The 22089-nt window shown below is 49.1% G+C and carries 14 protein-coding genes; 8 read left to right on the top strand and 6 right to left on the bottom strand.

The features are described from left to right. Positions 1–229 precede the first annotated feature (229 nt). Entirely contained in the window at positions 230–1303 is a 1074-nt protein-coding gene (locus tag BUC01_RS24975) for a PDZ domain-containing protein (RefSeq protein WP_139261902.1), read from the top strand. A 68-nt stretch (positions 1304–1371) separates the two neighbouring features. On the opposite strand, the gene BUC01_RS21375 is transcribed toward BUC01_RS24975, so the two are convergent. Then, complete coding sequence (locus BUC01_RS21375; RefSeq protein WP_073314829.1) at positions 1372–2730, bottom strand: sigma-54-dependent transcriptional regulator; 1359 nt, start codon at positions 2728–2730, stop codon at positions 1372–1374. A gap of 91 nt (positions 2731–2821) precedes the next feature. On the opposite strand from BUC01_RS21375, the gene BUC01_RS21370 reads away from it, so the two are divergent. From BUC01_RS21370 to BUC01_RS21355, 4 genes are read left to right on the top strand one after another with little or no spacing between them, the layout of a single operon-like run. Then, positions 2822–3661: a peptidylprolyl isomerase gene (locus BUC01_RS21370; RefSeq protein ID WP_025833524.1), complete on the top strand. Its 840-nt coding sequence runs from the start codon at positions 2822–2824 to the stop codon at positions 3659–3661. Between the two features lie 41 nt (positions 3662–3702). Beyond that, on the top strand, positions 3703–4938 hold the full coding sequence (locus BUC01_RS21365) for a M16 family metallopeptidase (protein ID WP_025833526.1): 1236 nt from the start codon (positions 3703–3705) through the stop codon (positions 4936–4938). A 38-nt stretch (positions 4939–4976) separates the two neighbouring features. Continuing rightward, positions 4977–6311: an MATE family efflux transporter gene (locus tag BUC01_RS21360; protein ID WP_025833528.1), complete on the top strand. Its 1335-nt coding sequence runs from the start codon at positions 4977–4979 to the stop codon at positions 6309–6311. A 17-nt stretch (positions 6312–6328) separates the two neighbouring features. Then, positions 6329–8674 (top strand): hybrid sensor histidine kinase/response regulator, encoded by a 2346-nt coding sequence (locus tag BUC01_RS21355; RefSeq protein WP_073314827.1) that lies wholly within the window; start codon positions 6329–6331, stop codon positions 8672–8674. Between the two features lie 26 nt (positions 8675–8700). On the opposite strand, the gene BUC01_RS21350 is transcribed toward BUC01_RS21355, so the two are convergent. Then, positions 8701–9954, bottom strand: coding sequence for a transglutaminase domain-containing protein (locus BUC01_RS21350; protein WP_073314824.1), 1254 nt, complete (start codon positions 9952–9954; stop codon positions 8701–8703). Positions 9955–10283: 329 nt separating this feature from the next. On the opposite strand from BUC01_RS21350, the gene BUC01_RS21345 reads away from it, so the two are divergent. The 3 genes from BUC01_RS21345 (at position 10284) to BUC01_RS21335 (ending at position 18363) form a co-directional block, all read left to right on the top strand. Then, a complete protein-coding gene (locus BUC01_RS21345) occupies positions 10284–14921 on the top strand; it encodes a translocation/assembly module TamB domain-containing protein (protein WP_073314822.1) in 4638 nt (1545 codons plus the stop codon). A gap of 57 nt (positions 14922–14978) precedes the next feature. Further along, positions 14979–17327, top strand: a complete 2349-nt coding sequence (tamL, locus tag BUC01_RS21340) for a translocation and assembly module lipoprotein TamL (RefSeq protein WP_073314820.1) — start codon at positions 14979–14981, stop codon at positions 17325–17327. Positions 17328–17451: 124 nt separating this feature from the next. Then, positions 17452–18363 (top strand): nucleotidyltransferase family protein, encoded by a 912-nt coding sequence (locus BUC01_RS21335; protein WP_073314818.1) that lies wholly within the window; start codon positions 17452–17454, stop codon positions 18361–18363. Between the two features lie 127 nt (positions 18364–18490). Here the strand turns inward: BUC01_RS21335 and BUC01_RS21330 are convergent, their stop codons facing one another. The 4 genes from BUC01_RS21330 to BUC01_RS21315 all read right to left on the bottom strand — a co-directional run bounded on the left by BUC01_RS21330 (position 18491) and on the right by BUC01_RS21315 (position 22086). Beyond that, positions 18491–20113 (bottom strand): ABC transporter ATP-binding protein, encoded by a 1623-nt coding sequence (locus tag BUC01_RS21330; RefSeq protein ID WP_073314816.1) that lies wholly within the window; start codon positions 20111–20113, stop codon positions 18491–18493. Positions 20114–20132: 19 nt separating this feature from the next. After that, positions 20133–21296 (bottom strand): nucleotidyltransferase domain-containing protein, encoded by a 1164-nt coding sequence (locus tag BUC01_RS21325; RefSeq protein ID WP_244895779.1) that lies wholly within the window; start codon positions 21294–21296, stop codon positions 20133–20135. Between the two features lies 1 nt (position 21297). Beyond that, positions 21298–21564 (bottom strand): PqqD family protein, encoded by a 267-nt coding sequence (locus BUC01_RS21320; RefSeq protein ID WP_025833530.1) that lies wholly within the window; start codon positions 21562–21564, stop codon positions 21298–21300. Between the two features lie 66 nt (positions 21565–21630). After that, positions 21631–22086: a S24/S26 family peptidase gene (locus BUC01_RS21315; protein ID WP_025833532.1), complete on the bottom strand. Its 456-nt coding sequence runs from the start codon at positions 22084–22086 to the stop codon at positions 21631–21633. Between the last annotated feature and the right edge of the window lie 3 nt (positions 22087–22089).

Raw genomic sequence — 22089 nt, 5'->3', positions numbered from 1 at the left:
TATTTAACCAATTTATTACTATATTTGAAAACAGGATTCAAGTATAAAACCCGAATCCTGAAGTTTTCTATTTACACAAAATTGTGGACAGTGCCTAGTAGGTGTAATCTTATTGGCTTTCTGTTATAGTTGCATTTTTAAAGGCGACGCCTGTGCAAACAGAATACCTTTCGTTATCAATCCCTTGGATCGCCATATGGTACTTCAAGTAAAGTTCAATGATAGCATTATGGCAAATATGATGTTTGATTCGGGATGGCATCGTTTTAAATTTGATTTAGATTCTGCATTTTGCTCTGAGCATCCTGACCTTATAGCGACTTCTTCGGTTATGAACGTTGGAGTTAATAATTCGGGATGGACATCTGAATTTAGAACTAAATCTACACAATATACCCTGCCTCCTAAGATGAAAATAGGAGAAATGAATTATACATATTCTTGTTTTTCTGTGAGTAATTTGAAACGGATATGGGGGCCTCTTACAGTAGATGGAATCTTTAATATTCCCGCTGATGATTCAACCCATGTTTGGGAATTAAACTTTGAACATAACTATATAGAAACTCATTCTGTAAATAATTTTGTTATGCCTAAAAATTGTTTCATTTTTCCATTGGAAAAAGATACTAGTCTTGCTTTTTCGATTCAAATACCCATACAGATCCAATGTGCTAGTGGAGATACATTAACAATAAATCGTCCTTTTGTCATAGATACAGGTGCTGCGCACGATATTTGTTTGATGTATCAAACCCCGGAACTTCAATTTTTCAATAAGCAGCAAGATGCAGTTTGGCTTCAATTTGTAGACCGCTATTGCCGATATTATACTGTACAAGCTACGATGTGTGATGTTTTCCAGATGGATTCAGTGCGCATCTATACATACGATTTCCCCAATAATGTACCTGGTTATGTCTTGGGAACCAATTTCTTGAAACGTTTTAATGTATACTTTGATTTGCCTAACCGCCGAATAGGTTTGCAGCCACATAAAAACTATCAACGAGTGGTGAATCCATTAACGAAGAGGTATTATGTGGGGACACGCAATGATTCGCGAGGTCTCCCTTCCATCGTGGCTAAAATAGCTGATTATCCTGGTAATCCATATCAAGAAGCTGGTTTTCGTTTGGGAGATATGGTTACTTCTGTAGATACTGTAAAATTGGAGAATGCTACAAGGGAAGCACTTGCTTATTTGCAAGATGCAGATTCAATTACATACAGTATCATTCGTGATGGAAAGCCAATGAAGATAACAGTGTATTTTGATAGGAGCATACCGCAGGGGGATTAATATAATATAGAATGGATATAGTATGGAAAACATAGTGCTTGTCTTACCTAAGTTTCCCTGGGGGCCTATTAATTCTCAATATTGTAGAGCTTCAGTTTGTTATACAGTGTTTTGCGATCTATTCCTAAGAGTTGCGCTGCCCGACTCTTGTTATTTCCCGTTTGCCGTAATGCTTCGATTATCTGCTGTTTCTCTGTTTCCTCATTGCGCAGAGGCAGACCGATATGGGTATGAACCGGTTCGTGAAGTTCGCTCAATTCGTTCGGAGTAATGAGTTTGCCTTGTGCTAAAAGAGTGGCACGTCGCACGATGTTCTTCATTTGACGGAGATTACCGGGCCAGTGATACTCCAGAAGAGCTTTGGATGCTGCATCATCAAAACCAATCAACTGTTTGTCCAGTTCCCGATTGGCTTGGTCGAGGAAGAAGTTGGCAAAAAGAAGGATGTCTTCACGGCGGTCTTTCAGTTCAGGCATACGTAAGGTGAACTCATTGATACGGTGAAACAAATCCTGGCGGAAAGTTCCTTTCTCAATGGCCTGCTCCAGGTCTTCATTTGTAGCCGAAACCAAACGTATATCTACAGTGATTTCCTTATTGGAACCTACCGGACGGATTTTTCGTTCCTGCAAGGCGCGCAACAGTTGTATCTGCACTTCATAACTGAGATTGCCTATTTCATCCAGAAAGATAGTTCCCCCGTTGGCGGCAACAAAGGCACCCGTCTTGTCCGTCAGCGCTCCGGTGAACGAGCCTTTTACGTGCCCGAAGAATTCCGATGCGGCAAGTTCTTTAGGAATCGAGCCGCAATCAATAGCGACGAAAGCTTGACCGGCACGCTTGCTGAGTTGATGGATGCGGTGAGCCACATATTCTTTTCCCGTTCCGCTAGCGCCATTGATGAGTACCGACATGGTGGTGGGCGCAACCAGTCTTACATAATTGTATAATTGCTTGGCGGCATCGCTTTCACCTTCCAGATAATCAGAAGAAGAAGTGCTCGCAGAGGCTTGTGAACGGGTATTGTCCCCCTTTTCGGAACAGACGGCCTGTTTGGGTGAAACAGATGGCTGCTTCATCGCTTCGCCTATTTTCTTCAGGAGTTCGTCCGGATTCACCGGTTTGGCAACGTAATCGCTGGCGCCTAATTTCATCGCTTGCACGGCCGACTGGATATCGGCATAGCTCGTCATCATGATGAGCGGAATGGACATGCCTTGGGTGACCAGCCACTTCAATAGATCAATGCCGTCCTTGTCGGGCAGACGCAGGTCGGACAAAATCAAGTCGGCACCCTCCGTCTCCAGATGTTTCTGAGCGCGGGCGATACTGCTGACAGAAGCCACCTGGAAGCCTTTCTTGCCCAACCAGGTTTTCAGCATCATGCCGTAAGTAATGTCGTCTTCAACGATGAGTATGGATTTCATTGCCTTATCTTTTGTCTCTTTTAAGACACAAAGGTAAACCGTTTTGTCTGAAAATCGTATATTTGCAAACTTAATTTAAATAAAAAGCGTTATGAAGAGGAATTTCATCGTATTATTAACCATACTGATTTGCAGCGTCACAGCTTGCCAGTCGGGACAAAAGAAAGATAGAAACATGGATAAAGAAACTAAATTGAAGATTGAAACATCTGCAGGCGACATCATTGTGAAACTGTATAACGAGACGCCGCAGCACCGTGATAATTTCATCAAACTGGCGGAAGAGGGTACGTATGAGGGTACATTGTTCCACCGTGTCATCAAGGATTTTATGATACAGGCGGGTGATCCCGAATCGAAGAACGCTCCGAAAGGCAAGATGCTGGGTGCGGGTGATGTAGGTTACACTATTCCGGCTGAGTTCGTTTATCCGAAGTATTTCCATAAGAAGGGTGCTTTGTCCGCTGCACGTCAGGGGGACAATGTGAATCCGAAGAAGGAGTCTTCCGGTTGCCAGTTCTATATCGTTACGGGCAAGGTGTATAATGATACTACTTTGCTGGGAATGGAGAACCAGATGAACCAGAACCGTCTGACAAATGTGTTCAACGCTCTGGCGCAGAAGCATATGAAGGAGATTTATAAGATGCGTAAGGAGAATGACCAGGATGGTCTGATGAACTTGCAGGATACGCTGTTTGCACAGGCTGAGGCTGAAGTGACCAAGCAACCGGAATTTCACTTTACACCGGAACAGGTGAAGGCTTATACTACGGTAGGCGGTACTCCGCATCTGGATGGTGAATATACTGTGTTTGGCGAAGTTGTTGAGGGCATGGATATAGTGGATAAGATACAAGCCGTGAAGACTGACCGTAGCGACCGCCCGGAAGAGGATGTGAAGATTAAAAAGGTGGTAGTGTTGGACTAAAGTTTTATTTCCTCCTCTATCAGCTTACAACTCCTAATCTTATGAAAATAAATAAATATTGTCTTCCTAACGGACTGCGTCTGGTGCACTGCGAAGACCTCAGTACGCAGATGGTGGCATTGAATATCGTCTATGATGTGGGTGCTCGTGATGAGCATCCCGATCATACCGGTTTTGCCCATTTGTTTGAGCACCTGATGTTCGGAGGTTCAGTGAACATCCCTGATTATGATGCTCCTTTGCAGTCGGCGGGTGGTGAGAATAATGCCTGGACGAACAATGACATCACGAACTATTATCTCACTGTCCCAAAATCAAACGTAGAGATTGGCTTCTGGCTGGAAGCTGACCGTATGTTGGAACTGGCATTCAGCGAGCAAAGCCTTGAAGTGCAGCGCGGTGTGGTTATGGAGGAGTTCAAACAGCGTTGTCTGAACCAGCCTTACGGAGACGTGGGACATCTCATCCGTCCGTTGGCTTACCGGGTGCATCCGTATCGCTGGCCGACTATCGGTAAAGACCTGTCGCACATTGAACAAGCCACGCTGAAGGAAGTGAAAGAGTTCTTCTTCCGTTTTTATGCGCCCAACAATGCTGTGCTGGCCGTCACCGGAAATATATCATGGGAAGAAGCGGTAAGGTTGACCGAGAAGTGGTTCGGCTCTATTCCCCGCAGAGATGTTCCGGTTAGGCAATTGCCCTGCGAAGCCGTACAGACGGAAGCGCGCAGACTGACGGTAGAGCGCCCGGTTCCTTTGGATGCACTCTTTATGGCTTATCATATGTGCAGCCGTGAACATCCTGATTATTATGCGTTCGACATCCTGTCGGATATTCTCAGTAACGGGCGTTCCAGCCGTTTGAGCCGTCGCCTGGTGCAGGAGCAGAAATTATTCTCCAGCATCGATGCCTATATCTCGGGCACACGTGATGCGGGATTGCTGCACATCAGTGGAAAACCGGCGGCAGGCGTATCGCTGGAAGAGGCTGAGGCTGCTGTACGCCGGGAGCTGGAGGAGTTGCAGCAAACGGAGATAGAGGAACAGGAACTGGAGAAGGTGAAGAACAAGTTTGAGTCCACACAGATTTTTGGAAATATCAACTACCTGAATGTTGCCACAAACCTGGCATGGTTTGAACTTACCGGACAGGCGGAAGATATAGACTGCGAAGTGGAGTGGTATCGCGCCGTGACGGCGGAGCAACTGAAAAAGGTGGCACAACAGGCTTTCCGGGAGGAAAACTCGGTGGTGCTGTATTATAAGAAGGAACAGTGAACGTATGGTTGTACTTCACTCTCAATAACTAAACATTCATGAAGAAACTGATAGATACGTACAAAGGTCATTATAAAGCGTTGTTTTATTTGGGGCTCCCTATTGTCATCGGCCAGTTAGGGGTCATTATCCTCGGTTTTGCCGATACCCTGATGGTGGGGCATCACAGCACGGCGGAGCTGGCGGCCGCTTCTTTCACTAACAATCTTTTTACTCTTTGCATTATTTTCAGCACAGGCTTCTCTTACGGGCTGACACCGGTAGTCGGTGAGTTCTACGGTAACCGCCGGTTCATGGAAGCCGGACAGGCTTTGCGTTCCAGTTTGCTTGCCAATGTGCTGGTGGCTCTGTTGCTGACACTTATCATGACCGTAGTCTACTTCAACGTAGAGCGTATGGGGCAGCCCGAAGAACTGATTCCTCTGATAAAGCCCTACTACCTTATATTATTGGCATCGTTGGTATTCGTCATGCTTTTTAATGGCTTCAAGCAATTCACCGATGGCATCACCAATACGCAGACAGCCATGTGGGTGCTTCTCGGCGGAAATGCACTGAATATTGTGGGTAACTATGCGCTGATTTACGGAAAGTTCGGTCTTCCGGAGTTGGGACTATTGGGTGCGGGCATCAGTACGCTGTTCTCACGTATCGTCATGGTCATTGCTTTTGCGTTTATTGTGTTCCGCAGCCGCAGGTTTCTGAGGTATAAATTGGGATTCTTCCGTCTGGGATGGTCGAAGGAAATGTTCAGAAGGCTCAATGCGCTTGGCTGGCCTGTAGGTTTACAGATGGGGATGGAGACGGCTTCATTCAGTCTCAGCACCATTATGGTGGGGTGGCTGGGTACCATCGCTTTGGCTTCCCATCAGATAATGCTTACCATCTCCCAGTTCACTTTTATGATGTTCTATGGTATGGGAGCGGCGGTTGCCGTCCGGGTCAGCAACTTCAAGGGGCAGAATGATATGGTGAATGTCCGCCGTTCGGCGTATGCCGGTTTTCATCTGATTATGGCAATGGCGGTGGTGCTTCTGAGCATTGTGTTCCTGTTCCGCAACCGGGTGGGAGGTTGGTTCACGGATAGCGTGGAGGTTTCCGCTATGGTGTCTTCCTTGTTCCTGCCGTTCCTGGTCTACCAGTTTGGCGATGGCCTGCAAATCAGCTTTGCTAATGCCCTGCGCGGTATTGCGGACGTAAAACCTATGATGATCATTGCATTTATTTCCTATTTTGTTATATCTTTGCCCGTAGGATATTTATGTGGTTTCGTGCTGGGATGGGGCACGGTCGGTGTCTGGATGGCGTTCCCGTTCGGACTGACGAGTGCGGGCATCATGCTCTGGCTGCGGTTCCGCTATAAAACGAGATGAAGAAAAAGTGACAGGATATGAATAACGTCTCCAAGAAGAAAATAGCCGCCGGTTATGCTGTTCTGCTGGCCGTTCTGCTTTATTCTCTGTTCTTCGTGCACAGGGAGATGGAGAACCTTATGAGTTCCGACAACAATGATATCCTGCGGACAGATAGCCTGATAGGGCTTCTGCGGGAGAAAGATGCCAATACTGTCCGCCTGCTGCGCACACTGAGTGAGGCGAATGAGAACATGATTTCCGCTCATGAGGTGGAGCAAATCATTGCCGAGCAGGACACCATCATCACCCAGCAGCGTGTGCAACGCCGGGTTACCGCCCGCCGGGACACAGTCGTGACGCAACCCAAGAAAAAAGGTTTCTTCCGTCGTCTGGGCGAAGTCTTTGTGCCGCCCAAGAAAGATAGTGCCGTCCAGGTGCAGACCGTCCTTGAAGTAGCCACCGATACCATTCTCGATGCTTATAATCCCGTTGACTCCCTGCACGAGAAGTTGCGCATTGCCGCCCGCCAGAAGAAGGAAACCAATAACATCGTGCAGCGCCGCAAGCGGAATCTGCAACGTCTTGACCATGCGCTTACTGCCCGTATCGACAGCCTGCTGAAAGGCTATGAACAGGAAACCCTGCTACGTGCCCGCGAAGAAGCCGAGTTTCAGAAAGCGGTGCGCCATCGTTCCGCAGCAATCATTGCAAGCATTGCTGCGGGTTCCGTGCTACTGTCTGTAATCTTCCTTATCATGATTTGGCGCGACATCACCCGTAGCAACCGTTACCGCAGTCAACTGGAAGAAGCCAACCGCTTCGCCGAGGAACTGCTTGCTTCCCGCGAAAAACTGATGCTTGCCATCACCCACGACTTCAAAGCCCCTTTAGGCTCTATCATGGGGTATGCCGACCTGCTCTCCCGTCTCACTGTAGACGAGCGGCAACGTTTCTATCTCGACAATATGAAGACCTCTTCGGAACACCTTCTGAAACTGGTGACCGACTTGCTCGACTTCCACCGCCTCGATCTGAATAAAGCCGAGATTAACCGTGTCACCTTCCATCCCGCACGCCTGCTGGAAGAAGTGTATGTCAGTTTCGAGCCGTTGACTTCTGCCAAAGGTCTTTCTCTGAAGTGCGATATAGACCCGGAATTGAAAGGAGCATTTATCAGCGACCCGTTACGTCTGCGCCAAATAGTCAACAATCTGCTTTCCAATGCGGTGAAATTCACCTCGGAAGGGGGCATTACGCTGGCGGCTTGTTTTGTGCCGAAGGGCGACGTTGCTTTTCCCGGAAATCACTTGAAACTCTCCGTCATCGATACAGGAAAGGGTATGGAGCCGGATGACCGTGAACGCATCTTCCAGGAGTTCACCCGCTTGCCGGGAGCACAGGGTGAGGAAGGTTTCGGACTGGGATTGTCTATCGTCCGTATGTTGGTGCAGCTGCTCGAAGGGCGGATTGAGGTGGAAAGTAAACTTGGAGAAGGAAGTACGTTTACGTTGCGGATGCCGCTGTATCCGGTAGGAGGAGAAGTTGAGAGTGGAGAGTTGAGAGTGGAGAGTTCTGTGCAGCATGATGGCGCAGCCTCCGACAGTGCAGCCAACTCTCCACTCAACAAACTTCTTATTATTGATGACGACCGCATCCAACTCACTCTTACAGCCGCCATGCTCTCGCAGAGTGGTATAACTTCCGTCACTTGCCTACAACTGGACGAATTGCTGGAAGCTTTGCGCACAGATACTTTTGATGTCTTGCTGACGGATGTACAAATGCCTGCAATAAATGGTTTCGATCTGTTGAAACTGTTGCGTGCCTCGAATATCCCGCAAGCCAGAAACATTCCTATGATTGCCGTCACCGCCCGCGGTGATATGCAGCGTGAAGAGTTTCTGCAACATGGTTTTGCCGGGTGCTTGCACAAGCCGTTTACGGTGCATGAACTGATTCGGGAAATAGAGAGTGGAGGAGGAGTTGAGAATGGAGAGTTGAGAGTGGAGAGTTCTGTGCAGCATGATAGCGCAGCCAACTCTCCGCTAAATAAGGTTTTAGCCTTTAAGGCTCTCACCGCCTTTTCCGGCGATGACCCCGATGCTGCCAAATCTATCTTGGAGAGTTTTGTGACGGAAACACGGTTGAATGCGGATCGCCTGCGTCAAGCGCTGGAAGGTGAAGATACGGACGGTGTTGCGGCTATGGGGCATAAGATGCTGCCTTTGTTTACACTATTGGGTGCTGACGAACTTGTGGTTTTATTGAAAGATCTTGAAGCCTCCCGTGGAGTGCCTTTCTGTGAGGAGATAAAGGAGAAATCTCTTTTGGTGCTCACTTTTGTAGAAGAAGCGGTGACGCAGGCGGAAAAACTTTATTAGCAGACAACTTGTTTCCTTGTCCCTTTTCACTTCGTCTGTTTGAACAACCCCTTCCTCTGTTTCTCCGGCAGTTTGAAGTATTGTCTGAGAAAAAGCTTATGCTTATATACAGTTGTAGCCACCTCCATAATCTGGTCTCTCAGTTCAAGTATCTGTTCCCGGTATTGGTCCGGTGCCGAATGGATGGTATTGATGATGCTGTCCGCCCGGCTTATCAGCCTCTCCGGAACATCTACCATCTTCTGTATTTCCTCATCTTCTTTTTTCGGTTCGAACGCCTTGTTCCGGTACTGGATAAACTTGTTGATTGCATCCGCCGATTCTCCCAGCAGATTCATTGCCGTATTATAAGCCGTGAGTACCTTCCGTATGCCCGCCACACGGATATTCTGACTCGTCAGTTCCAGCGTATAATACACCAGATCGTTGCTTTTTCCGTTCGCCAACATTCGTTGCCTGGCGTTGACAAGCCTCTGCAACGTGTCCTGCCGCGTATATAGCGCCAGCGAATCCCGCCAGTAGAACACCGGTACAGACCTTTGTTCGTCATACGTCCCCGTGTCAAACTCCTCATACGTCAGCGGACGCTCACAAAACTGAAACAACGGGTCGAAAGGCATATGCGTTTTTAGCAGCGTGTCCGACGGCAACTTGCAAAAGCGATGGTTGGGCGAAGGCACAAATTTGTAATCCTCTACAAAACCCGCTCCCCATGTAGGGTCGAACATATACCATTTTCCTTCTATCCGGACAGCGCACCACTGATGAGGGTCGGGCAGCAAAGTGCCGTTTTGCCGGTTGTAGCCGTTGATGATATATGCTTCCATCCCCGCTTCCTGCACCAGCGCTTTGAAGATTAACGTATATTCCTGACAGACACCTTTGCGCTCTGACAGTATTTTTTGTATCTCTTTCGCTTCGTCCGTCTCTTCGCTTTTCGGAGTATAAGTTATATACACGTTGTACTTAATATTTCTTGAAACCCAGGTGTAGATGGCGCGCGCCAACTGATTTTCCGTTTTGAGGTACTGCTTCATGTAAGCTACGAGTGAAGCAACACTGCGTCCTGCGGCTTCGGGTGCCGCCATTGCTACAGAATCAGGGAAGGTAAGTTGTTCGGTAGGAGGGACATCTAGAGATGATTTTGTAGCAGGTAGGGACAGGGATGTTGTGGCGGATGCATAAACATCTTGTCGTGCGGAGAACAATCTGCCGAACGGAAGAAGCATGAAGATGCTTATTGTCCACGCAATAAGTCTGCTGTTAGAATACTGGGGCATACCTGCTATTTCTATGTTGTCGGCGACAAAGGTAAACGATATTCTTATAATCGGCAAGAAAAAATATTGAAAAAGAACCAAACATAAGAATCTTTTTATGTAAGCAAATGCGATGCTGCTTTCATGTTTTTATTATCTTGTGGCCATATTGCATGAAAACGTCCCTCTGTCTGGAATATGAGATTAATATAAAACACTTCCGTTTATTCTTAAAATAAACAGCCCGAAACGTCCGCTTTTTTGGCTTTTTTTCTTTATGGGGAACTAAATGTCGGGAGAATTTGTTTACTTTGTAACGATTTAAACACTGACTATCGAATGATGCCCTCATGAGAAGAAAATGGATAAAATGGGTAGTGTGGATACTGCTCACCCCTGTTATACTATTTGTAATACTGATGGTATTGCTTTACGTGCCTCCTGTACAAAACCTGATACGGAAACAGGCCACTGCCATCGCATCCGAGGCTACGGGCATGGATATATCCGTAGAGCGGATAGACCTCCGTTTCCCGCTGAACCTGTTGGTGCGTGGTGTGCAGGTCATTCAGCCTGTGCAAGCTGACAAACAAATAGCTTCCGCCCCCGGCGATACCCTTGCCGTGCGGCAAACTCCCGACACCCTGCTGTTGCTCGAAAGCCTGAACGTGCGCGTGCAGGCATGGCCCCTGATACGCGGACAGGTGGAAGTGGACGAAGTTACCTTGAACGGCATTTCCGTGAATTCCGCCAATCTGATAGAAGGTATGCAACTGAAAGGTGTGCTGGGGCGCTTCTTCCTCGAAAGCCACGGTATTAACCTGAAGACGGAAGATGCCGTACTCAACCGCATAGAACTGAGCGACACCCATATGCTGGTAGTGATGAACGACACCACTGCTTCCGAACCGGACACCACTACCACTGCCCTCAACTGGAAAGTGGCCCTTCACAAGCTGGCGCTGAAAAACGTCTCCGTAGACCTGCAAATGCCTCTCGACTCTATGAGTCTCAATGCCCGCCTGGGCGAAGCGGAAATAGATGATGCCACCGCCGACCTCGGACGCCAGGCCTATGGTTTCAGACAATTCCAGCTTAGCGGTACATCCGTGAATTATGATACCGGAAATCGGCTTGGCAATGCACTGAACAGTCTTATCGATACAGGCAGCCTTTCAGACCCCGACAGTACTTCCGTGACTCCAGCACCGGGTTTTGATGCTTCGCACATCGCCTTGCGGGATATACGCGTCAGCATTGATTCCGTACTTTATGCCGGACATGACATCAACGCCGTTATCCGTGAATTCTCCATGAACGAGCGTTCCGGTTTAAGCATCACCTCACTTACGGGCCGGGTATTTGCCGACTCTACCGTGATACAAGTGCCTTTCTTAAAGCTCCTCACCCCGCACAGTGAGATGGATTTCACTGCGCAGACCTACTGGGAGCTGGTTGATATCCCCACTACCGGACGACTGACCGCCCGTTTCAATGCCCGCATCGGCAAACAGGATGTAATGCTCTTCGCCGGCGACCTTCCCGAAACTTTCAAGGAAGCCTATCCTTTCCGTCCCCTCGTCATTCGTGCCGGAACGGAAGGTAATCTCAAGCAGATGCAGATTTCCCGCTTCAACATCGACCTGCCGGGAGCTTTTACCCTCGACGGCGGCGGCGAAATGTGGAACCTCACCGATAGCCTGACCCGCAACGGGAACATAGATTTCGACATCCGTACGCAGAATCTGAACTTCCTTACCGGGCTGACGGGTGTCACCCCCGACGGTTCCATCGTGGTGCCGGACAGTATGCATCTGAAAGCGCGCCTTATCATGGATGGCCCTAAATATGATGCCACCCTGAAATTACAAGAGCGTGAAGGTATGCTGAACCTGCTGGCTCACTATAACACCGCTACCGAAGTCTACCAGGCAGACCTTAATGTAGATGCTTTACAATTGCATCATTTCCTGCCCAAAGATTCTATCTACACTCTCTCGGCAAAGGTTGCCGCCAAAGGTAAAGGGGGTGACCCTGCCAATCATCGCACTACGGCTGCTTTGAAAGCTTCTCTTGGTGAGTTGCAGTACGGTCGTTGGAACATCTCCGGCATCGACCTGACCGCAGGATTGAAATCCGCCCTCGCCACCGTAAATCTGACGAGTGACAATCCGCTGCTGAAGATGCAGGCAAATGCCGATATGCGTCTGGATCGCAAGTATCTGGATGGTAAACTCGATATGAATGTAGAAGAAGTTGACCTGCATGAGTTGGGCATCTCTCCTAAACCATTGCAACATCCTTTTGCTTTCACTCTCGGCGCAGAGGCACGCCGCGACTCCATCAAAATGAAAATGGATGCGGGTGACCTCGACTTCCAGTTCCGTGCCCGTAGTACTCTGAAGAAACTGATGGAGCAGGGCACCGCCTTTGCCACACTTCTCACCAAACAGATAGAACTGAAGCACCTTGACCATGCCGAACTGCGGCGGGCATTACCCTCGGCGGGTATGCAGCTGAAGGCGGGTAAGCAGAATCCCGTCAGCTACTTCCTGGCAACGAAGGACATTTCTTTCAACGACTTCACACTCCGCTTCGGCACTACACCCCGACGCGGTATCAATGGACGCACCGCCATCCATGGTTTGCGTATGGACTCCTTGCAACTGGATACCATTTTCTTTGCCATCAGCCAGGATACAGCCCGCATGAAGTTGCAAGGCGGTGTCATCAACGGTCCCAAGAATCCCCAGGTGGTGTTCCGTAGTACGTTGACAGGTGAAATCCGCAACGATGATGCAGAACTGACTTTGAACTATGTGGACGCTAAGGGAGATACCGGTCTTGACCTCGGCATCAATGCCCGTCCGCTTATCGAAGGCAAGGGCAGGGGTAATGGTATTGCTTTCCGCCTGACACCTGCCGAACCTGTCATTGCTTTCCAAAAGTTCCACTTTGTGGATGGCAATGACTGGATTTACTTACATAAGAATATGCGTGTCTATGCCAATGTGGATATGGACAGTAAGGACGGTCTTTGCTTCCGTATGCAGTCCGACAGGGCCGACACCGTCTCTTTGCAGAACATCAACCTGGAGCTAATCCGTTTCCGGCTCGACAAACTGAGTGGTATTCTGCCCTATATGCCTCCCGTGACAGGACTCTTCTCTGCGGAAGCAAACTATATACAGACAGCCACTTCGCTGCAAGTATCGGCAGAAGCCGGAATAGAAAACCTGACCTACGAACGTCAGCCGGTAGGTAATATCGGGCTGGGTGCCACGTGGCTACCGGGTGATGCGGGTACTCACTATCTGAACGCTTATTTCCGTTCGGGAGATGAAGAGGTGATGACTGCCGATGCCGTGCTGACACAGAAGAACGGGCGCGACTCCATTGATGTCAATACTACCTTCGAGCACTTCCCGCTGTCTCTTGCCAATGCTTTTGTTCCCGACCGCATGGTTTCCTTCACCGGTGACATTGACGGAGGGATTTATATCAACGGTGCTATGGAAAAGCCGAAGTTGAGCGGAGAACTTTCATTAGATAGCGTGTCGATTTATGCCCGTCAGGCAGGTGCGCGCTACTGGTTCGACAACCGTCCGTTGAAGATAGAGGACAATCAGCTTATCTTTAATAAGTTTGCCATATACACCACCAGCCGCAACCCCTTTACGATAGACGGCAACGTGGACTTCCGCAATATGGAGAAGCCAACCGCGAAACTGAACCTGCGTGCCCAAAACTATACCCTACTCGATGCGCCCCGCACCAAGGAAAGTATGATTTACGGTAAAATCTTCGTAGATCTGAACGCCACTGTTCGCGGTCCGCTGGATGCGTTGACCATGCGTGGAAATATGAACCTGTTGGGTAATACGGATGTAACCTATGTGCTGACCGATTCTCCTCTGACCGTCGAAGACCGGTTGGGTGAACTTGTGAAGTTTACTTCTTTCACAGACACTACTTCGGTGCAGCAGACGGAAGCGCCTACCATGTCGCTTGGCGGTATGGATATGTTGATGTCTGTGCATATTGACGATGCCGTGCGTCTGCGTGCCGATCTCAGTCCCGACCGTAGCAGTCGCGTAGAACTTGAGGGTGGGGGAGACCTGAACCTGCAATACACTCCGCAGGGTGATCTTACGTTGTCCGGCCGTTATACCTTGATTGGCGGTATGATGAAGTATGCCTTGCCCGTTATTCCTCTGAAAGAATTCCAATTCACCAACGGCAGCTATGTAGACTGGACCGGTAACCCGATGAATCCGAAACTGAACCTGACTGCCACGGAGCGTGTCCGTGCTTCCGTCTCCGACGGCGATGACAATAGTGGCTCGCGCATGGTAAACTTCGACGTGTCCATCAGCATTAAGAACAGTCTGGAAAACCCCGACCTGAGTTTCAACCTCAGCGCACCCGAGGATGCCAGCGTGCAAAACGAATTGGTGGCAATGAGTGCGGATGAACGAAGCAAACAAGCCATCACCATGCTTGCCACAGGTATGTATCTATATAATGGTGGAAAAGGCGGTGGTCTGACTATGGGCTCCGCGTTGAACAGTGTGCTGCAAAGCCAGATTAATTCGCTGACCGGAAATCTCAAGAATGCATCTCTCAGCGTCGGTATTGAGGACCGCACCGCTGCCGAAACAGGTGATAAACAAACAGACTATAGTTTTCGCTATTCGCAACGTTTCTTTAATGATCGTGTGCAGGTTATTATCGGTGGTAAAGTATCCAGTGGTGCTAATGCCACGAATGATGTAGAGTCGTTCATCGACAATATCTCACTGGAATATCGACTGGACAACAGCGGAACACGCTATGTCCGCGTCTTCCACAATAAGAACTATGAAAGTGTGCTTGATGGTGAAATCACTGAGACGGGTGTCGGTCTTGTGCTCCGCCGCAAGATGGACAAGCTAAGTGAGTTGTTCATTTTCAAGAGAAAGAAGAAAATAGAGCCGGTAAGTGAATAATGTGAATGATAATTTGTAGGGGTGAGTAGTTACACCCGCAAACATAAAGCAAAGAAGATGAAGAAACTTGTATATATACTCATTGCAACCCTGCTTCTGGCAGCCTGCTCCACTACCAAGCACTTGCCCGAAGGCGAAGTGCTTTACACCGGACAAAAGCCGATGATAGTGGAGAACCGTTCCGTGACTCCGGTCGGTGTGACGGCTATGGAAGAAGTGGAAGCAGCCCTTGCCAAAGCTCCCAATAACTCCCTGCTGGGTAGCTCCGAATACCGTATTCCTTTTCCTTTTGGATTGTGGGTGTACAACGGCTTTTCAAAGTATAAGAAAGGTTTTGGCAAGTGGATATTCAACCGTTTTGCCGCTACTCCCGTATTCATGTCCACTGTCAATCCGGATATCCGTCAGAAAGTGGCTACCAACATCCTGCACGATTACGGTTACTTCAATGGTACAGTCAGCTACCAGACCTTTGTCAATCCCAAAGACAGTTTGAAAGCCAAGCTGCAATACACCGTCGATATGCGTAATCCGTATTTCATCGATACCGTTTATTATCGTGGCTTCAACGATACCACTATGCGTATCATCAATCTGGGACGTCGCCGCTCTCTTATCAGTCCCGGTGAACAGTTCAACGTCACCGACCTCGACGGGGAGCGTACCCGCATCAGCGGACTGCTGCGCAATATGGGGTATTACTATTTCCGTCCTGACTACTTGACTTATCAGGCAGATACGACACTCGTTCCCGGTGGACACGTCAGCCTGCGCATGATACCTGTTCCCGGTATGCCGAAGGATGCCGAACGGGCTTTCTTCGTAGGAAATACCAATTTCTATCTTCATGGTCCACAGGGGCAGTTGCCGAATGACAGTCTTTATTATAAGTCTTTCTGGATACACTACTACAATAAGCTGAAGATACGCCCCAATATGCTCTATCGCTGGTTGCACTATCAGGGTTATCAAAGGAAACGGCAGGAGCTGGACAAGGGAGGTATGCGCCGCCGTCCGGAGAAGTTGTACAGCCAGTATCGGCAGACCCGTATACAGGAGCGTCTGGCAAGTGTCGGCATATTCCGCTATCTGGAAATGCAGTACACGCCCCGCGACACGGCACTCGTGTCCGATACCCTCGATGTGAATATCCGTGCCATGCTGGATAAACCTTATGATGCTGAGTTTGACTTTAATGTCACCATGAAAAGCAATAACCAGACGGGACCCGGCGCCGCTTTCACCGTAACGAAGAACAACGTCTTCGGTGGTGGTGAAACCTGGAATGTGAAAGTGAACGGTTCCTATGAGTGGCAGACGGGCAAGAACAGCAGCTCGCTGATGAACAGTTATGAGCTGGGACTGTCTTCCGCACTTACTTTCCCGCGTATTGTTTTTCCCCGTATGGGTAATAAGGAATATGACTTTCCGGCTTCCACTACTTTCCGTGTCTACATAGACCAGATGAACCGTGCCAAGTATTATAAACTACTTGCTTTCGGCGGAAACGTCACGTATGATTTTCAGCCTGTACCTACCCGTAAGCATAGCATCACGCCTTTCCAGCTGACGTTTAATGTGCTTCGTAATCCGACTGTGGCTTTTGAGGAAATACAGGCTCAGAATCCTGCCCTTTACATCAGTCTCCGCAACCAGTTCATCCCTAAGATGGAGTATACTTATACCTATGACAACGCCTCTGTACGCAGCATCCGTAATCCTATCTGGTGGCAGACCACAGTGGCTTCTGCCGGTAATCTGACTTCTTTGATTTACCGGGCATTCGGGGAGCCGTTCAGCAAAGAGGACAAGAAACTGATGGGGGTACCTTTCGCCCAATTCCTGAAACTGAATTCGGAATTCCGTTATCACTACCGGATAGACAAGAACCAGATGATTGCTTCCCGCATTGCGGGCGGTGTGATCTGGTCGTATGGAAACGCTACGACTGCACCTTATACCGAACAGTTCTATATCGGCGGCGCCAACAGTATCCGTGCTTATTCCGCACGCAGCATCGGCCCCGGCGGTTATCCGCCCGATAAGGAGAAAAAGTATTCGTACATCAACCACGTGGGAGATATCCGTATGGAGGCAAACGTGGAATACCGTTTCCGTATCTTGGGCGACCTGCACGGTGCCATCTTCCTCGACGCGGGTAATGTGTGGCTGATGCGTAAGGATGCCGACCGTCCTGACGGACAATTGACGTTGAAAAACTTCCCGAAACAAATAGCCCTGGGCACGGGTGCCGGACTGCGTTACGACCTGGACTTCCTTGTATTCCGCTTCGACTGGGGTGTGGCACTGCACGACCCGTATGATACCGGAAAGAAGGGATACTATAATATTCCGAAGTTTAAAGATGGCATGGCATGGCATTTTGCTATCGGTTATCCGTTCTAACGGTAAGTTTTGTACAATAGAGCTAAATTATGAACTAATTGTCTACCTTTGTTGATTATATTTTTTGTAATTTTGCCGTCGTAATCAACAGTGATACACTAACCTATTTTTAATAATAACTAATATGAAACCAACTTTATTCTTATTGGCAGCCGGTATGGGCAGCCGTTATGGTGGCTTGAAGCAATTGGACGGACTGGGTCCGAATGGCGAGACTATTATGGATTATTCTATCTATGATGCCATTAATGCTGGATTCGGTAAGCTTGTTTTTGTTATCCGTAAGGATTTTGAGAATGACTTCCGTGATAAAATCATCTCTAAATACGAAGGTCACATTCCGTGCGAACTGGTGTTCCAGTCTATTGACGATCTGCCCGAAGGCTTTACTTGCCCCGAAGGTCGTACGAAACCCTGGGGAACCAACCATGCTGTAATGATGGGTGCTGATGTAATTAAAGAACCGTTTGCTGTTATCAACTGTGATGATTTTTATGGTCGCGATTCTTTCGAGGTGATGGGCAAGTTCCTTTCTGCACTGCCTGAAGGTTCAAAGAATGTATATTCTATGGTAGGTTTTCGTATTGGCAACACGCTGAGCGATAGCGGTACGGTGTCTCGTGGTCTTTGCGGTACGGATGCCAAGAATCTGCTGACTTCTGTTGTAGAACGCACTAAGATTCAGCGCATGGATGGCGAAGTGAAATATGTGGACGATAATGGCGAGTGGGTGGCTACTCCCGAAACAACTCCGGTAAGTATGAACTTCTGGGGCTTTACTCCCGATTACTTTGGATATAGCTGCGAATTCTTCAAGAGCTTCCTGAGCGATCCGAAGAATATGGAGAATCTGAAGAGCGAATTTTTTATCCCGTTGATGGTGGATAAGTTGATTCAGGACGGCACTGCTACGTGCGAGGTTCTTGATACTACAAGCAAGTGGTTCGGTGTGACTTATCCGGAAGACCGCCAGAGCGTTGTAGATAAAATCCAGGCTTTAGTAAACGCCGGTGAATATCCTGCAAAACTGTTCTGAGTATAGAGATTCTGCGAAAGCAAATTAAAATAAGAAATGGAAAGGGGAGCCGTCATTGCGATGGTTCCCCTTTTTTGTTTCATGAGATGAATTATTTTGTCTTACGAGGGGAGTTATGACCGTTTCGTTAAAGTCTGATACTTGCTTCGCAGGCTTCGGCTACGGCGGGATGGTGTGTGATGAAGATGAAAGTTTTGCCTGTACAGTCCTTGCGCAGGTTTTTTATTAGTTGTCGTTCTGTTTCGGGGTCGAGGGCGGAGGTGGCTTCATCTAATAATAGAATGTGTCCGGGACGAAGAAGGGCGCGGGCGATGGCGATGCGCTGGGCTTGTCCTTCGCTGAGGCCGCCACCTTGTTCGTTGAGATTGGTATCGAGGCTTTGCGGGAGGGAAAAGACAAAATCGGCACAGGCGGTGCGGAGGGACTGGAACATATCGGTTTCAGTGGCATGAGGATTGCCCATGAGGAGATTGTCGCGGATAGTGCCGCTGAAAAGGGTATTTCCCTGGGGGACATAGACGAAGTTGACGCGTGTTTGCGGGGAGACTTCGAGAGTGGAAAGTTGAGAATGAAGTGTTATGAGCCCTTCTTGGGGGGTGGTGAGGGCAAGTAATAAACGGATGAGAGTCGTTTTACCGGCGCCTGTCTCACCCAGAACGGCAGTACAGCTTCCGGCAGGGAAGTTGCAGGAGAAGTGGTTCAGTATGGGACGGTCGCCTGGTGAATAACTGAAAGTGATGTCTTTCAGCAGTAAATCAGGCGTTTGGGTGAAGTATTGCGAGTTGCCGGTTGTTTCCGCAGGTAGTTCTTCAAGCTCCATTAACCGTTCCACGGCAGTGAGGGCATTGATAAATGAAGGTAGCAGGCGAGAAAGGTCGAGTGCAGGGCGTTGCACTTTGCCGACTAATTGCAGGAAAGCCGTCATGGTTCCGAAGGTGATGCTACCTGTACTGAGACGGACGGCTCCCCAAAGAAAAGCGGTGAGGTAGCCGCCGGAAAATGCGAAAGCTACCAGCATACGTGCAGACAACGAAAAGCGTGTCCGTCCGAATATCTGGCTGCGGAGAGCATCTTGCAGATCATCCAGTTTATCGATGTGCCGTTCGCCTTGTTCCAGGGTTTTGATGACGGTGCGGTGTTGCAGGCTTTCCTGGATGACGGACTGGATACGGCTGTCGCTTTGTCGGATTTCCCGGGTGTAGCGGCGCATACGTTTCATGTAGAAGCGACTGCCGAGAAGGAAGATAGGCAGGATTCCTACGATTACCCACGGCAAGGACGGGTCGAGCAGGCAGAAGAATATGAATGCAGCCAGCAACTGGACAATAGTGACAATGAAAGCGGGGATAGTACCGGTTAGTAATCCTACGATGGCGGCGGTGTCCTGCTCCACCCTATTTACAATGTCTCCGGTGTGGAAACGTTCCAGTTCGTTCCAGCGGCTTTGCAGCAGTCGGGAGAAGAGGCGGTGGCGCAAGGCGTTTCCGGCTTCTACCTGCATACGGGCACTGAGCCAGGTATCGGCGGCACCGCAAAGAAGCTGTGCAATCAGCAGAGCGATGGTAAGGATAGCGGCATTGGTCAGGTTGCCGGTTGTGGCACCTGTGGCAATGTCTATGACGATTTTAGAGGCATAGATGAATGCAAGAGAAACCGCCACACCGATAATCCCGGTGAAGCAGGAGAGGAGAATGCGTTTCCGCTGTCCGCGGGAAACTTCCCAGATATATTTTAATTTCACTGTCTTCATAATAATAAAGCTACGGAAGTTACAAGCTACAAGTGGCTGACGCTATCATGCTGCATAGCACTTGTCGCTTTGTAGCTCGTAGTTTATTCAGCTGTATGGTAATCGTTCCCTTTATCAGCGTCACCGGATACCACACAGCCTCTCCGGGTGCGAACTGTCGTAATTTCATGCAACGCTTTGTTGCCCGGCAGAAGGTGTGCCATTTTCCTGACCAATACCCTTTGGGGCGAGGCTGGACGCGTGTGTCATACTGGCCGAAGTTCCCGGTAGCGAAAATATCATCCAGCAAGACTTCTCCGGCACGTTCCATTCCCTTGATGGAGAAAGGCAAGTCTTGTTCCGGCAATCCTAAATGGTGTACGGCGATGTAACCGAATGCCTTTGCGGCACGAAGCAATCCTACCTTTCGGAAATGCCGTTCCAATATCACTTTGTCGATGTCGTCCTGTCTTGTTGCCAGTAGCCGTGCCCAGTCGCAAACCTGCCGCAGCCCGATACCGCTGTTCAGGAAGTGGACAAAAGCGTGCATGAAGATATAGAGCGCATTGAATGTCACCGGCGGCAGGGCAACAGGGTATTCGTTGATTTCCTGCATCTCTGATTGCTGCGGATGCCACTCCTTTACCAGGCGCTGAAAGTACCGGTTTCCGGCAGGATTGTTTATTCGCAAGATCATGCGGTGGTTCTCGATATGAATATTGTGCAGCGAGTAACTTGCATGCTTGTCCGAAGCTTCACCTTCGGCTGCTGCGCCGTGGCGCAGTAAAATACTGTTGGCTATGGGTTGTCCCTCCTTACCTATATAGACATCAATATCTCCGCACTGACGGTGTAGTGGGTTGATGTAGTACGTGGCAATGCCTTGTCCTTTCAGCAGGACTGGGTGTAGCCCGGCTTCCCGGTAAGGCATGAAAATTTCCGGCAGTTCTGCGTTCAGGCGTATGTTCGACTGCTCTATCCGGGCAACTTGGGCAGCCCATTGCAGGTAGAGCGGACGTGGCGGACGAACTTCAGAAGGCAGGCTGAGCATTCCGTCGAAAGTGATGGCAAGGAGTGCCTGGGTTCGTGCGAAGTGATATACTTCTCCCCAATCGGCCGCACTCATGCCATTGAATAGGGCAGGATCGGCAGGCGTGTTCCATAAACCGGAACGTACCAGGGCGAGAAAAGTGAGTCGTATCATCTTATTCTATGATTCCGGCTTCCAGCCAGTCCTTTATCAGTTGGCGGGCATCGCGTGCGGCGGTGTCTGCTTCTACTTCGTAGTGCTCCGTGAGGTAGGTGGTGAGCGTTTCGGCATCAAACTCCTTACCTTCTACACTTTCCCAAAGTCGGGCGGCTGTGGGGTTCAGACTGATGATATTGTTGAAATCTACGTTGCCGGTGCCGTTGTGCATGATGATATGCTCATCGCCGACTTGGTGGAGGGTAAAGTCTTTCTTGATTTTCATGGTTTGTATAATTATTGATGTTATTGTTGTATGTATGCCGGGCGGATCATTATTCACCCTTGCAAGTTATATTCTTCTGAATATTGCCAGCAGCCAGCGTCTTATGGGTGTCAGTCTCATCCACCAGGAAGAATATCGCTGCCAGGTTTGCCCGTTGCAAGGATATTCTTTGTCTTTGCGGATGGCGGCAACCATGATTCCCATGACGTCTGCTACGCTGGTCTGTTCGGTTGCTTTCAGGTTTCCGTCGCCCAGTAGCGTCAGTTCCCGTCCGTTGCGGTGGATAATGCGGTGGAAGACGATGCGTCCCATGCTTTCCCTCGCCAGGACGGCAACGCCCGGTTGCAGGTCGGCTTCGGTGAAAGGACCTAAGACGATGCGGTCGCGGCGGTCTACAAGGAAAGGATTCATACTGTTGCCCCGTACAGTCAACGTCACGGTGTGCCCTTCGCTGATGAGACGTGCTACTTCGGGCAGTAGTATTTCGTTGGGGATAATTTTTTTTTGGCCGCTGCTTATCATTCG

The organism is Bacteroides stercorirosoris (assembly GCF_900142015.1).
In the GTDB taxonomy this organism is placed as follows: Bacteria; Bacteroidota; Bacteroidia; order Bacteroidales; family Bacteroidaceae; genus Bacteroides; species Bacteroides stercorirosoris.
Note: the sequence above shows the minus strand (reverse complement) of the source record. Positions and strands in the feature narration are given on the sequence as shown.